Origin of the sequence: Acinetobacter sp. TTH0-4, assembly GCF_015602665.1 — a bacterium.
Lineage (GTDB): Bacteria > Pseudomonadota > Gammaproteobacteria > Pseudomonadales > Moraxellaceae > Acinetobacter > Acinetobacter albensis.
In genome coordinates, this window is sequence record NZ_CP059079.1 from 1,279,164 (window position 1) to 1,294,668 (window position 15,505).

The 15,505-nt window shown below is 40.2% G+C and carries 12 protein-coding genes and 1 pseudogene; 4 read left to right on the forward strand and 9 right to left on the reverse strand.

Annotated features, from left to right (window positions below; genetic code table 11):
• Positions 1-35: 35 nt before the first annotated feature.
• The 7 genes and pseudogenes from H0S58_RS05930 to H0S58_RS05960 form a co-directional block, all read right to left on the reverse strand.
• A complete protein-coding gene (locus H0S58_RS05930) occupies positions 36-665 on the reverse strand; it encodes a 3-oxoacid CoA-transferase subunit B (protein WP_193892876.1) in 630 nt (209 codons plus the stop codon).
• A 4-nt stretch (positions 666-669) separates the two neighbouring features.
• The gene (locus tag H0S58_RS05935) at positions 670-1,374 is read right to left on the reverse strand and encodes a CoA transferase subunit A (RefSeq protein WP_092721176.1); all 705 of its coding nucleotides are present in this window, start codon (positions 1,372-1,374) and stop codon (positions 670-672) included.
• 97 nt (positions 1,375-1,471) lie between these two features.
• Positions 1,472-2,368, reverse strand: a complete 897-nt coding sequence (locus H0S58_RS05940) for a hydroxymethylglutaryl-CoA lyase (RefSeq protein ID WP_195727422.1) — start codon at positions 2,366-2,368, stop codon at positions 1,472-1,474.
• On the reverse strand, positions 2,365-4,359 hold the full coding sequence (locus H0S58_RS05945) for an acetyl/propionyl/methylcrotonyl-CoA carboxylase subunit alpha (RefSeq protein ID WP_195727423.1): 1,995 nt from the start codon (positions 4,357-4,359) through the stop codon (positions 2,365-2,367). The genes H0S58_RS05940 and H0S58_RS05945 overlap by 4 nt, the downstream gene beginning before the upstream one ends.
• Positions 4,360-4,378: 19 nt before the next feature.
• Positions 4,379-5,173, reverse strand: coding sequence for an enoyl-CoA hydratase/isomerase family protein (locus H0S58_RS05950; protein WP_193892885.1), 795 nt, complete (start codon positions 5,171-5,173; stop codon positions 4,379-4,381).
• A 10-nt stretch (positions 5,174-5,183) separates the two neighbouring features.
• On the reverse strand, positions 5,184-6,785 hold the full coding sequence (locus tag H0S58_RS05955; RefSeq protein WP_195727424.1) for a carboxyl transferase domain-containing protein: 1,602 nt from the start codon (positions 6,783-6,785) through the stop codon (positions 5,184-5,186).
• Between the two features lie 42 nt (positions 6,786-6,827).
• Positions 6,828-8,000, reverse strand: a pseudogene (locus tag H0S58_RS05960) (isovaleryl-CoA dehydrogenase).
• 147 nt (positions 8,001-8,147) lie between these two features.
• On the opposite strand from H0S58_RS05960, the gene H0S58_RS05965 reads away from it, so the two are divergent.
• From H0S58_RS05965 to H0S58_RS05975, 3 genes are all read left to right on the forward strand, one after another.
• A complete protein-coding gene (locus tag H0S58_RS05965; RefSeq protein ID WP_053577905.1) occupies positions 8,148-8,795 on the forward strand; it encodes a TetR/AcrR family transcriptional regulator in 648 nt (215 codons plus the stop codon).
• Between the two features lie 88 nt (positions 8,796-8,883).
• Positions 8,884-10,575: an AMP-binding protein gene (locus tag H0S58_RS05970; RefSeq protein WP_195727425.1), complete on the forward strand. Its 1,692-nt coding sequence runs from the start codon at positions 8,884-8,886 to the stop codon at positions 10,573-10,575.
• A 159-nt stretch (positions 10,576-10,734) separates the two neighbouring features.
• Positions 10,735-11,547: a thioesterase family protein gene (locus tag H0S58_RS05975; protein ID WP_195727426.1), complete on the forward strand. Its 813-nt coding sequence runs from the start codon at positions 10,735-10,737 to the stop codon at positions 11,545-11,547.
• Between the two features lie 230 nt (positions 11,548-11,777).
• Here the strand turns inward: H0S58_RS05975 and H0S58_RS05980 are convergent, their stop codons facing one another.
• Positions 11,778-13,490: an electron transfer flavoprotein-ubiquinone oxidoreductase gene (locus tag H0S58_RS05980; RefSeq protein ID WP_195727427.1), complete on the reverse strand. Its 1,713-nt coding sequence runs from the start codon at positions 13,488-13,490 to the stop codon at positions 11,778-11,780.
• Between the two features lie 437 nt (positions 13,491-13,927).
• Here H0S58_RS05980 and H0S58_RS05985 point away from each other — a divergent pair, with 437 nt between their 5' ends.
• Entirely contained in the window at positions 13,928-14,773 is an 846-nt protein-coding gene (locus tag H0S58_RS05985) for an IclR family transcriptional regulator (RefSeq protein ID WP_195727428.1), read from the forward strand.
• A 74-nt stretch (positions 14,774-14,847) separates the two neighbouring features.
• Here H0S58_RS05985 and H0S58_RS05990 read toward each other — a convergent pair whose 3' ends face one another.
• Positions 14,848-15,285 carry a PaaI family thioesterase gene (locus H0S58_RS05990; RefSeq protein ID WP_195727429.1) on the reverse strand — a complete coding sequence of 146 codons (438 nt, stop codon included), beginning with the start codon at positions 15,283-15,285 and terminating at the stop codon, positions 14,848-14,850.
• Between the last annotated feature and the right edge of the window lie 220 nt (positions 15,286-15,505).

The following is a 15,505-nucleotide window of genomic DNA, read 5'->3' on the forward strand; positions in this document are numbered from 1 at the left end:
GGAAAAAGAAAACAGAAGGTCACATCAACACTGAATTATTGAAGCAGTGTTACCCCAGTCACTTTTTGAATATCATCAAAGCTAACATCTTTTGCCAGTTCCACTAATTTAATGCCTTCAGCAGTAATATCCATCACGCCTAAATCAGTGATGATACGATTCACCACACCTTTTCCTGTCAATGGCAAGGCGCATTGCTCGACTATTTTGGGTGTTCCATCTTTAGCACAGTGTTCCATCAACACCACTACTTTTTGTACGCCTGCGACCAAATCCATCGCGCCGCCCATACCTTTTACTTTTTTCCCCGGAATCATCCAATTGGCAAGGTCACCCGTTTGTGAAACTTCCATTGCACCTAAAATAGCAATGTTGACATGTCCACCACGAATCATGGCAAAGGATTCAGAACTGGAAAAAAAGGCAGCGCCTTTGCGTGCTGTGACGGTTTGTTTACCGGCATTAATTAAGTCTGCATCGACTGTTTCAGCAGTTGGAAATTCATCAATACCCAATAAACCATTTTCTGACTGTAACCAGACATTGATGCCTTCTGGAAGATAGTTGGCAACGAGTGTGGGTAAACCAATGCCCAAATTGACATAGAAACCATCTTCAAGCTCTAAAGCTGCGCGCTGCGCCATTTCATTACGTGTCCAAGCCATGATACTAAGCCTCCGCTGCTTTTAAAGTCAGTTGTTCAATACGCTTTTCAGGGGTAGCATTCAATACAATTCGATTGACATAAATACCAGGAAGATGGATTTCATCGGGATCTAAATCGCCAATTTCAACAATCTGTTCCACTTCGACAATGGTGAATTTACCAGCTACAGCACATTCAGGATTAAAATTACGAGCAGTTTTACGAAACACCAAGTTACCGGCTTTATCAGCTTTGTATGCTTTAACCAAAGCCACATCAGCGGTTAAAGAATGTTCTAAAATGTATTCTTTACCATCAAACTCACGCAGTTCTTTACCTTCGGCAATTAAAGTGCCAACACCCGTTTGAGTGAAAAATGCGGGAATACCAGCCCCACCTGAACGTAGTTTTTCAGCCAATGTACCTTGAGGTGTGAGTTCAACTTCCAGTTCACCATTTAAATATTGGCGTTCGAACTCTTTGTTTTCACCGACATAGGAAGCAATCATTTTTTTGATTTGTTTGGTTTGAAGTAATTTACCCAATCCAAAATCATCAATACCTGCATTGTTCGAAATACAGGTTAGATTTTTTACACCTGTTTCTTTTAAGGCATCTATGAGTGCTTCAGGAATACCGCATAGACCAAAGCCACCGACCGCAAAGGTCTGGTTATCTTTGACAATATCCTGTAAGGCAATTTGAGCAGTCGCAACGACTTTATTCATCCTGATTATCCTCTATCCATTTATTTTATTATTAGCATTGTGTTGCATTTTTTAGAAATTGAAACTTTCTAATGTGCAATGAGAAAAACTCATTAATCTAATGCGTTTGCCAATAGGCATTGGCATAATTCGATGGATTATTTCGCTTTAATACTTGATTGATATTACGACTGGCATGCATTAATGCATCCAAATGAATACCCGTTTCGAAACCCATTTTGGAGAGTAAATAATACAAATCTTCTGTGGCGACATTACCCGAAGCACCTTTTGCATACGGACAACCGCCTAAACCAGCGATTGAAGAATCAAAAATTCGAATCCCCTGAGTCAATGATTGATAGATATTGGCAATCGCCATGCCGTAAGTATTATGAAAATGCCCAGCTAAAACTTGGCTGTCCATTTCAGCTAGACAAACTTCCCACACTTTTTTAACCCGATCAGGTGTGGCTGTGCCAATGGTTTCACCCAAGGACACTTCATAGCAGCCCATCTCCAAGAGTCGTTTACTGACGCGTGCAACATGCTTCGGATCAATTGCACCTTCATAAGGGCAATCGACCATACAAGACACATAGCCGCGTACTTTAATCTGGTTGGCTTTGGCGGATACCATAATATCGGCAAATTTTTCAAAACTTTCATCAATGGAACAATTGATATTTTTGCGGGTAAAACTTTCAGAAGCTGCAGTAAAAACTGCAACTTCTTTGCAACCCACGGCCAAAGCAGACTCAAAACCTTTTAAATTCGGGGTCAATAAATTGAATTGGATATTGGGGTCTTGCGGCAACTGGCTAAAAAGCAGATCACTTTCTGCCATTTGTGGTACCCATTTGGCAGACACACAAGAACCGACTTCAATTGATTTTAAGCCTGTTTTTGCAAGGTCTAAAATAAAGTCTTTGCGTTGTTGCAAACTCAGCGGGGTCTTTTCATTTTGTAGACCATCGCGTGCACCCACTTCGACTATTTTAACAAATTCGCTCATGCAGATTCCTCCGCTAGAATTTGAAATTCTACCAGTTCATCACCTACTTTGACTTGATCACCGGCTTCGAAATAAGACGTTAAAATAATGCCATCATGAGGCGCACGAATTGAATATTCCATTTTCATGGCTTCAAGCGTCATGAGTACATCGCCTTTTTTCACGTGATCATTGCTCGCAACCAGAACTTGGGTAATGACACCTGGCATAGGGGCTTTCAAATTACCCTCAGTACCTTGTTCATCTTCCGCACTGAAGTTTTGCTGAATATAACCAAACTTGTGGCTTTGGCCATTTTTAAAAATGGTGAGACCTTGTACATTTTGGTTAAACGCTATTTTCTCTTGTTTGCCGTTAATGTTGAAATGTGCGGTATGACTATTCAAAAGTTCTCCAGCAATGTGGAATTTTTCACCTTGATAGTCAGCAATAAACCCTTTTTCTTCAGCGATTAAATTGACTTGAAAAATTGTCTCATTCAACTTGAATGAAATATTGTAATTTGGGCGAATATTAACCCGCCATAGCGTTTCACTTTGCCAGACCGAATTAGTGGCGGGTTTATTTTTACTCAAGCGCAGTAATAACTCAGTCAATGCGGTTGCCACGACCAATTCAGGTGCTAGGAGGGGAATATTTTTAAACAGAAATTCATCTTCGCGTTGAATCAAATTGGTATCGAGTTTTGCCGTTTTAAATGCATCACAACGAATGATGCGGTCTAAGAATGCAATATTATTGCCTAAGCCATCCACATGGAACTGACCCAAGGCATGATGCATTTGCAATAAAGCGGCTTCACGGTTTTCGCCCCAAACAATTAATTTGGCAATCATTGGATCGTAATAGGTACTAATTTCATCGCCTTGAACAATCCCGCTGTCGACGCGGACATGCCGATTTTGTTCTGGATAGTGTAAATAGCTAATTTGACCAATTGCAGGAATAAAGCCTTTTTCAGGTTCTTCTGCATACACACGTGCTTCAATGGCATGACCATGAATGTTTAATTGGTGTTGTTGTTTGGGTAAAGGCTCACCAAAGGCAACACGCAATTGCCATTCGACCAAGTCAACATCGGTAATCATTTCAGTGACAGGATGTTCAACCTGTAAACGGGTATTCATTTCCATGAAATACGCGGTGCCATCTTGCTCCACAATAAATTCGACTGTTCCCGCACCCACATAATCGACCGCACGCGCGGCATCAATTGCAGCTTGGCGCATCGCATCCAGTTTATCTTTTGAAACCAAAGGTGCAGGCGCTTCTTCTAATACTTTTTGGTGACGGCGCTGTACCGAGCAATCCCGTTCAAATAAATGCACATAGTTGCCGTGTGAGTCGCCAAAGACTTGAACTTCAATATGACGTGGATTAATCACATAGCGTTCAATCAATACTTCATCATTACCAAAACTTGATTTGGCCTCACTTTTACATGAAGAGAGCGAACTGAGAAAATCTTCACTGCGTTCTACCAGACGCATGCCTTTACCACCACCACCAGCACTGGCTTTAATCAGCACTGGATAGCCAATGGCATCGGCTTGTTGTTTTAAAAATTCGGCATCTTGGTTGTGACCATGATAACCCGGTGTAAGCGGAACACCGGCTTTTTCCATTAAGGCTTTAGACGTGGCTTTTAAACCCATCGCTAAAATAGCGGCTACAGGCGGACCAATAAAAATGATGTTGTTGGCTTGACACGCTTCGGCAAATTGATCATTTTCAGATAGAAAACCATAGCCTGGATGAATGGCTTGAGCACCGGTTGTTATAGCGGCTTGAATAATACGATCAATTTTTAAATAGCTTTGTGCAGCAGGGGATTCACCAATATAAATCGCTTCGTCGGCCAGTTTGACATGTTGCGATTGGGCATCGGCATCTGAATATACCGCAACCGTGGCAATGCCTAATTTTTTCGCACTACGAATCACACGGCAAGCAATTTCACCACGGTTCGCAATTAAGATTTTTTCAAACATAGTGATTTCCTTATTGTTGTTATGTAGAGGCTTTGATCCAAGCAGGGCTTTGCTTATCTAAAAAAGCATTCAAGCCATTTTTTGCCTCTGATCCTTGGCGTACATGAGCAATATGTTGTGCTGTTTGCAGTAATAATTCTTCCGTTAAAACCTGTTGGTCGACCAGTTGAATCAGTTGTTTGGATGCTGCCTGTGCTTCTGGGCCACCCAAGAGTAAGGCTTGAACCATTTCATCAATTTTGCTATCCAGCTCTTCTACAGGAACCACTTCATGCACTAAACCTATTTTTTGTGCTTGTTCCGCATCAATACGTTCAGCAGTTAAGAAATAGCGCGAAGCCTGACGAGCACCAATGGCACGAATCACATAGGGGCTAATGGTAGACGGCGCTAAACCTAAACGAACTTCGGAAGTCGCAAACTTGGCATTGACACTTGCTATACAGATATCACAGGCTGAAGCCAGTCCCATTCCACCACCAAAAGCAATGCCGTGTACCCGAGCAATAGTCGGTTGTTTTAAAGTGGCTAAACTTTGCAACATTTTCGCGAGTTTTAGGGCGTCTGCTTCATTTTCCGCTTGTGAGGCTTGTCCTGCCTGTTTCATCCAGTTTAGATCAGCCCCAGCAGAAAAGCTTTTACCACGTCCTGCCAAAACAACGACACGTACATCATCACAGGTATTTAATGCGTTAAAACAATGCTGCAATTCTTCAATAACAAGGGTATTAAAGGCATTGTGTAGTTCAGCACGATTAATCCAAACTGTTGCCACTTGATTCTGTTGTTCAAGCTGTAAAAATTGATATGTCATTTTTCATCCCCTACATGCGAAACACGCCAAATTTGGTGGGTAGAATTGGGGCATTTAATGCAGCTGACAAGCTTAAACCCAAGACCTGACGCGTTTGTGCAGGATCAATCACACCGTCATCCCAAAGACGCGCTGAAGCATAATAAGGATGACCTTGACGCTCATATTGATCGCGAATCGGTTGTTTAAACTGATCTTCTTGTTCAGCAGACCAAGTTTCACCTTTTTGTTCAATTTGATCGCGTTTTAGAGTAGAGAGGACACTTGAAGCCTGTTCACCGCCCATGACTGAAATCCGAGAATTGGGCCAAGTCCAAAGGAAACGTGGAGAATAAGCACGACCACACATACCATAGTTCCCTGCGCCAAACGAACCACCAATCACTAAAGTCAGTTTAGGCACATTCGCATTGGCAACCGCCATGACCAATTTGGCTCCATTTTTAGCAATACCTTCATTTTCATACTGGCGACCCACCATAAAACCAGTAATGTTTTGAATGAAAAGCAGAGGAATATTACGCTGAGTACACAGTTCAATAAAATGCGCGCCTTTTTGTGCCGACTCAGAAAACAAAATACCATTATTGGCGATAATGCCAATTTTCATCCCAAACAATTCAGAGAAACCTGTAATCAGTGTGGTTCCAAAACGCGCTTTAAACTCATCAAAACGTGAACCATCGACTATACGGGCAATCACTTCTCTTACATCAAAAGGCTTGCGTGCGTCGCTAGGAACAACACCGTACAATTCATTTGCATCAAATAATGGTCCTTCAATTTCATCTGCAGTTTTATTGGGTTTTTTATTTAAGTTCGCCACAATATTACGGGCGATTGCTAAAGCATGTTCATCATTTTCGGCCAAATGATCGGCTACTCCAGAAAGACGAGTATGCACATCACCGCCACCCAAGTCCTCAGAGCTGACCACTTCCCCAGTCGCAGCTTTTACCAAAGGGGGGCCACCCAAGAAAATGGTACCTTGATTCCGCACAATAATAGTTTCGTCCGACATGGCAGGTACATAAGCTCCTCCTGCGGTACAGCTTCCCATCACCACCGCAATTTGAGCAATACCTTGGCTTGACATACGTGCTTGATTGTAAAAAATACGTCCGAAATGATCACGATCAGGGAACACTTCATCCTGCATGGGCAAGTAAGCACCGCCTGAATCGACCAAATAAATACACGGTAAATGATTTTGTTCCGCAATTTCTTGCGCACGTATATGTTTTTTAACGGTTAATGGATAGTAAGTTCCACCTTTAACTGTGGCATCATTGGCCACTATCATGCAGGTCACACCATTGACCTGACCAATTCCAGCAATTACGCCTGCCGCAGGTACATCATCAGGATAGACTTGATAAGCCGCCAATTGTCCAATTTCTAAAAAAGCAGTTCCAGCATCAATGAGATGATCAACACGTTCACGTGGTAAAAGTTTGCCACGAGCCAAATGTTTTTCACGCGCTTTTTCGCCACCACCTAAAGCAATCTGTTGGGCTTTTTGCTTTAAATCATCGACCAAAACCTGCATGGCAGTGTGATTGGTTTTATAATCTTCACTTCGAATATTAATTTTGCTTTGTAATCTATTCATTTTTCAAATTTCCTCAGCATTTGGTGTACGGATAGGCGTGATTTAAGCTGTTTCATTAAACAATTCACGACCAATCAGCATGCGACGGATTTCAGAGGTTCCGGCACCAATTTCATATAGTTTGGCATCACGCCATAAACGACCAGCAACAAATTCATTGATATAACCATTTCCACCTAAGGTTTGAATGGTTTCACCCGCCATCCATGTGGCTTTCTCAGCAGCATATAAAATGGCACTGGCCGCATCTTTACGTAAGCTGCGACTATGTTCCGCTTTGTCACATTCAGCACCGACTGCATAAACGAGGGCTTTACATGCCAGCCAAGTGGAGTACATATCGGCAATTTTGCCTTGCATCAACTGGAATTCACCGAGCGCTTGACCAAATTGTTTGCGGTCATGAATGTAAGGAATTACGGTGTCTAAACAGGCATCCATAATGCCCAGTGGACCAGCACTTAAAACGGCACGTTCATAGTCCAAACCACTCATGAGTACTTTGGTGCCATTGCCAACACCACCCATGACATTTTCTTTCGGTACTTTGACATCATCAAAGAACAGTGGATAAGTGTTTGAGCCTCGCATGCCCAATTTGTCTAAATGCGTCCCGTGACTAAATCCTTGCATGTCTTTTTCCACTAAAAAAGCGGTCATGCCTTTTGAGCCTGCCGCTAAATCAGTTTTGGCATAGACCACTAAAACATCTGCATCACCGCCATTGGTGATCCACATTTTTGAACCATTTAAAACATAATGATCGCCATGATCTTCTGCTTTTAATTTCATACTGACCACATCCGAACCAGCATTCGGTTCAGACATCGCGAGAGCACCGACATAATCTCCAGAAACCAGTTTTGGTAAATACTTTTGTTTTTGTGCTTCAGAACCATTTCGCTTAATTTGATTAATACATAAATTAGAATGTGCGCCGTAGGACAAACCAATAGAAGCAGAGGCGCGTGAAATTTCTTGCATAGCAATAATATGTGCCAGATATCCAAGATTTGTCCCACCGTATTCTTCACTCACAGTGAGACCCAATAAACCCATATCACCAAATTTTTACCAAAGATGAGCGGGGAAGATATTGTCCTGATCGACTTGTTGCGCAATCGGGGCAATTTCCTTTGCACAAAATGCGGCAATTGAATCTTGAAGTGCAAGCAATGTTTCATCTAAACCAAAATTTAAGCTTTGTAGATTCATTTCTGTAGTCATCCTGTTGATTATATTTCTTGTTTCCATAAGCAATTTTTGTTGTGCTTAAATTCACAATACATCTTTTTTTTAAAAAAGTGAATATAAATTCACAAATTGATTTACAATTCATTTTATCTGGTTGAGAATAAGATTATGAGTTATAAAAGATCAGCATTGATGCAAGAGCGGATGGAACAAAATCGTGAAACGATTTTGTTGTCTGCGCGTGAATTGATTGCTCAAGGTGGTTTTAAGGATGCACAAATACAAGCCATTGCTGAACGCGCAGGTGTTTCGAGTGGGTTGGTTTATCGTTATTTTGATAATAAAAGTCAGATTTTAATCGAAGTTTTATCTGAAGCTATTCAGTACGAATTTCAGATTTTGAATAACATTGCTGCAAGCAATTTTTCAGCACAGGAAAAATTACATAAGGCAGTGACGACTTTTGTCAAACGTGCATTGAATAGTCCGCAACTTGCTTATTCCTTAATGTTTGAGCCGGTTGATGCATCAATAGAGCATGAGCGTTTTCGCAGCAAGCAATTGATTAAACAAAGTATTAATCAAATATTGGCTGAAGGTAAAATCAATGGTGAGTTTGGTTTTGAAGATTTGAATACAGCCGCACTTTGTGTGGTGGGTGCAATGACCTTTGTGGTGATTGAACCTTTGAATCCCTCAAAAAATGTCCGATTTGATCAGGCGTATAAAGATTATTTTGTTAAACAGATTGCTGATTTTTGTGTAAGTGGCGTTTTAATCAAGGAGGAAAATCATTCGGTTAATATACAAAAATAAGCCTGTTTGAAAACATCATTTGAATCAAAAAAAATATTATCGCAAAGCGAAAGAATCATAATTACAAAGAATCAAGGAGAGTGATTCAATGACACAACAACGGTTAAGTTATGCCTATGGAGCGAGCAATCAGCCTTTATTAGGGATGACAATTGGTGCGAAGTTTGATCAGGCATGTGAACAATATGCTGGACAAGATGCAGTGATTAGCGTGCATCAGAATGTACGTTTAAGCTATAAACAGCTACAGGATCAAGTCAATGCATTTGCTTGTAGTTTGCTTGAATTAGGCTTGGAAAAGGGGGATCGAATTGCGATTTGGTCACCCAATTGTGTGGAATGGACCATTACCCAGTTTGCGGCATTTAAAGCGGGTATCATTTTGGTGAATTTAAATCCTGCTTATAAAAGTAGTGAGCTTGAATATGTACTCAACAAAGTGTCCTGTAAGGCTTTGGTCATTGCCGCTCAATTTAAAACCAGTAACTATCAGGAAATTTTAACCAAAATTGCACCTGAGGTGACACAATCTATAGATAAAAATTTATCTGCTAAACGTCTTCCGCATTTAAAGCATATTATTAAAATTGATTCTGAATCGCTGATAGGTATTCACCGATTTGCTGATTTATTATCTGAGCCTACAACGGTGCAGTTGGAGCAATTAAACGCGATTGCAGCCGATTTACAGTTTGATGAAACGATTAATATTCAATTTACTTCGGGTACTACGGGTAATCCGAAAGGCACCATGCTTACCCATAACAATATCTTAAATAATGGATATTTTGTCGGTGAAGCCATTCATTTAAGTCCTCACGATCGCGTCTGTATTTCAGTTCCATTATTTCACTGTTTCGGTATGGTCATGGGCAATTTAGCCTGTATAACGCATGGTTCAACCATGGTTTATCCATCTGCTGTATTTAATCCACTCGATACTCTAACTGCAATTGAGCAAGAAAAATGTACTGCAGCTTATGGCGTACCTACGATGTTTATTGCGGTACTTGAACATGAAAAGTTTGATACGTTTGATTTAAGCAGCTTACGCACTGGCATTATGGCGGGAAGTCCATGTCCACGTGAAATTATGCAGCGCGTGATTGATCGTATGCATATGACTGAAATTACGATTTGTTATGGTATGACCGAAACTGCACCTGTCAGCGTACAAAGTTCAACGACTGATTCGGTCGAAAACCGTGTCGGAACAGTGGGGCAGGTGCATCCGCATTTGGAAATCAAAATTGTCGATGAAAATGGCAAAGTGGTTCCGCGAGGAAAATTGGGTGAACTCTGTGTTCGTGGATATTCGGTCATGTTGGGGTATTGGGAAGATCACGACAAAACGGATGAAGTGATTGATGTTGCCAAATGGATGCATACGGGTGATATTGCCGAAATGGATGATGCGGGTTTTGTCAAAATTAAAGGTCGGATTAAAGATGTGGTCATCCGTGGGGGCGAAAATTTGTTTCCGAAAGAAATAGAAGACTTTTTATATACCCATCCTGATATTTCGGATGTACAAGTGATTGGTCTGCCAGATCCACGTTATGGAGAAGAACTGTGTGCCTGCATTATTTTGCATGAGCATCATCAAACCAGTGAACAAGCAATTCGTGAATATTGTGCAGAACATATTTCACATAATAAAGTTCCTCGTTATGTCCGCTTTTTTAATGAATTTCCAATGACAGCTTCGGGTAAAGCGCAAAAATTCAAATTACAGGAATTTATGCGTGAAGAATTGAACTTAGCACCAGATCCAGTTTAATTTGAATTTTATTTCAAAGGTGCTGTTTTTATTTAATTTGCAATAAACACAGCATCTATTTTTAATGAATATCCCCATGGATAAATTTTTGATCACCAAGGGATATAAACACGTTAGTGAACTCAGAGAGTAAAAGCGAATCTTTAAATAGGAAAATCTATGTCAGCTTATTATTCATTATTAAATCGTGAACAGCATGCCGATGGTCGTGTCACTGCTTATTATCGTTCTAATATTCATGCACAGGGCGCATGGAATCCGCATGAGCAGCATATGGCACCTGCAACAGGTCTTTTATGCGCAGAATTAGAACAGTTTCAAGCACGTGAAAATATGCGTATTGGTCGAATAAGTTTAGACATCTTTGGCTTAATCGCATTTGGTGAGTTTAGTATTACGACGCGTATGATTCGAGCAGGCAAAACAATTGAGCTGATCGAAGCTGAAATGCAGGCGAACGGCAAAATTTGTATTGTGGCACGTGCATGGAAAATGATGACGCAAGATACCTCTGCAATTTCAGGTTTAGAGGATCAAGGTATCGAACATCCCGAGAAGTTACCAATTTGGGAGGGGATGAAACATTGGCCCGGAGGTTTTATCCAAAGTACGGTAACTCGCTCTGATGATAATCAGCGCCGTGCGGGTAAAGGTTTGGTTTGGATTAATACGGACTTAGATATGGTGGAATCTCAGCCGACCACTGATTTCGTACATTTGATGGGCTTGATAGATACAGCCAATGGCATTGTGCCAAGACAGCAACCGACCCAAGGTTGGGCATTTCCAAATCTTGATTTACAGATTCATCTCCATCGCTTGCCTGAGGGTAAATGGTTAGGGATAGAAGCGACACAGCAATTTGGTTCAGATGGGATTGGAATTACAAGCTCGACCTTACATGATATTCATGGTCCGTTTGGTCGTAGTGAGCAAATTCTGACGTTAAGAAAGCTCGCATCTGAAGCATAAAATTTAAATATTTTTAAGTCGATAGATTTGAAAAAATTGAAAATTTCTATTTTCCATCTAGTTTGATAAAAATAGGTTGTGAAAAAAGATATTTATAGATAGCCATAAAAAAACCCCTCTTAAGGGGTTTTTTTATGGCTAATTACATAGTCGGATATGAGAACTTGTGGAATATATTCCTCATTCGAAAGATAAGACAGGGAAAACAGAGTTTTCCGCTGTCGCAGATATTACATATTCGGATAATTCGGACCACCACCACCTTCAGGGGTCACCCAAGTGATGTTTTGAGACGGATCTTTGATATCACAGGTCTTACAGTGCACACAGTTCGCAGCATTGATTTGAAAACGCTTTGAACCATCATCATTTTCCATGATTTCATACACCCCCGCAGGACAATAGCGCTGTGCAGGTTCATCCCATTTCGGTAAGTTGATGTTGACTGGAATAGAAGCATCGGTCAGTTTTAAATGCGCAGGCTGATTTTCTTCATGCACCGTATTCGAAACAAACACCGAAGACAAACGATCAAAAGTCAATTTGTTATCTGGTTTTGGATAAGTTGGCTTGAAATTCACCGCATCAACGCTTTTTAACGCACCAAAGTCAGTCACCAAGTCATGCAAGGTAAATGGAACCCTGAAAATATTCTGATCGATGAAATTAAATGCACCGCCCATCCATTGACCAAACTTATGCATGGCAGGACCAAAGTTACGCGACTGATAGAGCTCTTCTTTCAACCAGCTCTTGTTAAACTTGTCTGTATATGCAGTGAGTTCTTTAGCAAAGAAATCTTCACCCTCGACCACACGTGCAATCGCCAAGTCACCGCCTTTTTCTACGCCGGCAGCAATCGCTTCAAATACCGCTTCACCCGCCAACATGCCAGACTTCATGGCAGTATGAGAGCCTTTGATTTTGGCGAAGTTTAAGAAACCTGCATCATCTCCAATCAGCGAACCACCCGGGAAAGTGAACTTCGGTAGTGAATTAAAACCACCTTTGGTGACGGCACGCGCACCATAAGAAATACGCTTACCGCCTTCCAAATATTGTTTAATCAACGGGTGGGTTTTCCAACGCTGCATTTCTGCAAAAGGATACATATGTGGATTGGTATACGATAAATCGACAATCATGCCCAAGGTCACTTGGTTGTTTTCTGCGTGATATAACCACCAACCGCCAGAAGAGCCAGTTTCATTTAACGGCCAGCCTGCACCATGCATCACCAAACCCGCTTTATGTTTCGCTGGGTCAATTTCCCACAACTCTTTAATCCCAATACCGTAATGCTGTGGATCAGCATCTTGATCAAGATTGAATTGAGAAATTAAACGCTTGCCTAAATGACCACGACAGCCTTCAGCAAAAAGGGTGTATTTGGCATGCAATTCATAACCTGGGGTAAAGTTATGGGTCGGTTGACCATCTTTACCAATGCCCATATCACCCGTTTGAATGCCTTTGACCGTACCATCGGTATGATACAAAATTTCAGAGGCTGCAAAGCCGGGGAAAATTGAAACTTCAAGTTCTTCAGCTTTGGTGCCTAACCAACGCACCACATTGCCGAGTGAAATGACATAGTTGCCATCATTGTGCATGGTCTTAGGCACCATCCAGTGCGGTGCTTCTTGAGATTTTTGATCAGACAATAAGAAGAATGTTTTATCTTCAGTCACCGGTACATTGAGAGGAGCGCCTTCTTCCTTCCAGTTGGGGAACAACTCATTCATGGCACGTGGTTCAAGGACCGCGCCTGATAAGATGTGTGCACCGACTTCGGAGCCTTTTTCCACGACACACACGGACAAATCTGCAAGGTTGTTTTCAATGGCAAGCTGACGGATTTTGATTGCAGCAGATAGACCCGCAGGGCCGGCACCTACGATTACAACGTCAAACTCCATGGATTCTCTTGTTATATTTTCCATAATATAAAACTCTATTTCGCTTAGCGGTATTTTATCAAAGAAATACCGTCTTTAAAAGTCAAATGGAGGCTTAGACTGTTCAAATACCATTTTTATGCATGAATCTAAATCCTTTTAAAAGATCTATCCTTGCTTAAATATTGTTCTAATTCAGGTTTAAGAGAAATTATATTTTCAATAAAATAGAATAAATATAAGTATTTGATAAATATTATTTTATTTAATCTATGTTAGAGCTATTATCAAAATCTTGGCTAAACAATATGAGTAAATATGATTGCCAAGAAAAATAAACAAATTATATTTTTAAGTGATCGATTATTATAAAAAAATTTTAATTAAGTTGATCGCGATCAAGAGTGTATTTTTGTTTCATCAAACATTTATAATATAATTTTCGCAATGCGAAACAAAATAAAAGAATTTAGGCCATATAAATGAATGAAATAACAGATTCTGAACAGATTGAAAAGCAAATAGCACCATTAAGGCATGAACTTTTAGATCCGATTGAGGATATGCAAGATGAAAATGATCGCCAATATATTACGGCTTTGGCTCGTGGTCTGGAATTATTACGTTGTTTTACACCTAAAAACCAACACTTAGGTAACCAAGAACTTTCTCTAATGACAGGGTTGCCGAAACCCACTATTACTCGTTTAACCCATACGTTATCGCGCTTGGGTTATCTGAAACAAGTTCCTCATTCAACCAAATTCCAGCTTTCTATAGGTGTGCTGTCATTTGGATATTCTTTATTGTCGAATATTTCGATTCGATCCATTGTATTACCGTACATGAAAGAATTGGCAGACTATGCACAAGCTTCTGTTGCAATGGCCACGCGTGATCGATTAAATATGATTTATCTTGATGTCGTTCAAGGTAAGGGAAGTATGACCATGCAACGTCAGGTCGGAACTTATTTGCCGATCCATTTAAGCTCAATCGGACGTGCATGTTTAGCTACAATCCCTGAAGATGAGCGTGAATTTTTACTTAATGCCATTCGTGCCAAACATAAGGATCAATGGCTAAGCATCGAGCGAGCATTGAATCAATCTTTTAAAGATTATCAAGATTTTGGTTATTGTTTTTCAGTCGGGGATTGGCATAAAGACGTCAATTCCGTGGCTGTACCTTTTTATCATGAGCAGCATGGATTGTTGGTATTTAACTGTGGTGGCCCAAGTTTTATTTTAAACCGTGAAAAATTAGAAAATGAAATTGCACCACGTTTATTGCATATGGTGAATAATATTGCTAAAGACGTTGGATAATAACCAGTGTGAAAATTTAAAATGAAGTATTGAGAGCATCCAACATCCATTTGGAAATTGAATACGGTTTTTTCTTATTTTCGAATAATCATTAAAGTTGCAGCGCCACTGGCATAAATTTTATTATTTTCATCAATAATTTTACCTTCTGTAATGACAATCGTTCGTCCTGCATTAATGAGATTGCCAATTCCACGATAGGTTTTTCCTACTTGCATCGGACGAATCATTTTAATATTCAAATCCACAGTTGCAAAACGATGACTTTTGTCCATTAATGAATGTGCAACACCACCAGTAACACTGTCTAAAACGGTAGCGCAAAATCCGCCATGAACTCCACCTTGTAAATTAATGTGTTCTTCGCCTGGGGTGACCTCATAGACGATATATCCTTTTTTTACCTCGACCAGTTTCATAGGAATGGTTTTCGCCATAGGTGCATGCGGAATTTCACCATTTTTTAGAGCATTGAGTGCATCTATGCCTGAATATTGATCTGTTAATAACATGATTAGATTCCTTATTTGCTCATTTATCCTTTATATGAAAAATAACATAATTTGCATTTTAATAAAATAAAATTTTGTATTGCAGAATTTTTATAATTTTTTTAATTTTACCAATGATTTTTCTTAAAAATGAGTTTTAAATTAAACTCAACATTATTTTAGCACTGGAGATATTTATCCACTTGAATATCAAAAATAAAGTAAAAATTTCTAAACATCC

Bases quoted from the DNA above. Each gene is read 5' to 3' on its own strand.
- H0S58_RS05975 (WP_195727426.1), top strand. From the start codon at position 10,735: ATGTCAGCTTATTATTCATTATTAAATCGTGAACAGCATGCCGATGGT.
- H0S58_RS05930 (WP_193892876.1), bottom strand. From the start codon at position 665: ATGGCTTGGACACGTAATGAAATGGCGCAGCGCGCAGCTTTAGAGCTT.
- H0S58_RS05990 (WP_195727429.1), bottom strand. From the start codon at position 15,285: ATGTTATTAACAGATCAATATTCAGGCATAGATGCACTCAATGCTCTA.
- H0S58_RS05980 (WP_195727427.1), bottom strand. From the start codon at position 13,490: ATGGAAAATATAACAAGAGAATCCATGGAGTTTGACGTTGTAATCGTA.
- H0S58_RS05985 (WP_195727428.1), top strand. From the start codon at position 13,928: ATGAATGAAATAACAGATTCTGAACAGATTGAAAAGCAAATAGCACCA.
- H0S58_RS05940 (WP_195727422.1), bottom strand. From the start codon at position 2,368: ATGAGCGAATTTGTTAAAATAGTCGAAGTGGGTGCACGCGATGGTCTA.
- H0S58_RS05935 (WP_092721176.1), bottom strand. From the start codon at position 1,374: ATGAATAAAGTCGTTGCGACTGCTCAAATTGCCTTACAGGATATTGTC.
- H0S58_RS05945 (WP_195727423.1), bottom strand. From the start codon at position 4,359: ATGTTTGAAAAAATCTTAATTGCGAACCGTGGTGAAATTGCTTGCCGT.
- H0S58_RS05965 (WP_053577905.1), top strand. From the start codon at position 8,148: ATGAGTTATAAAAGATCAGCATTGATGCAAGAGCGGATGGAACAAAAT.
- H0S58_RS05950 (WP_193892885.1), bottom strand. From the start codon at position 5,173: ATGACATATCAATTTTTACAGCTTGAACAACAGAATCAAGTGGCAACA.
- H0S58_RS05955 (WP_195727424.1), bottom strand. From the start codon at position 6,785: ATGAATAGATTACAAAGCAAAATTAATATTCGAAGTGAAGATTATAAA.
- H0S58_RS05970 (WP_195727425.1), top strand. From the start codon at position 8,884: ATGACACAACAACGGTTAAGTTATGCCTATGGAGCGAGCAATCAGCCT.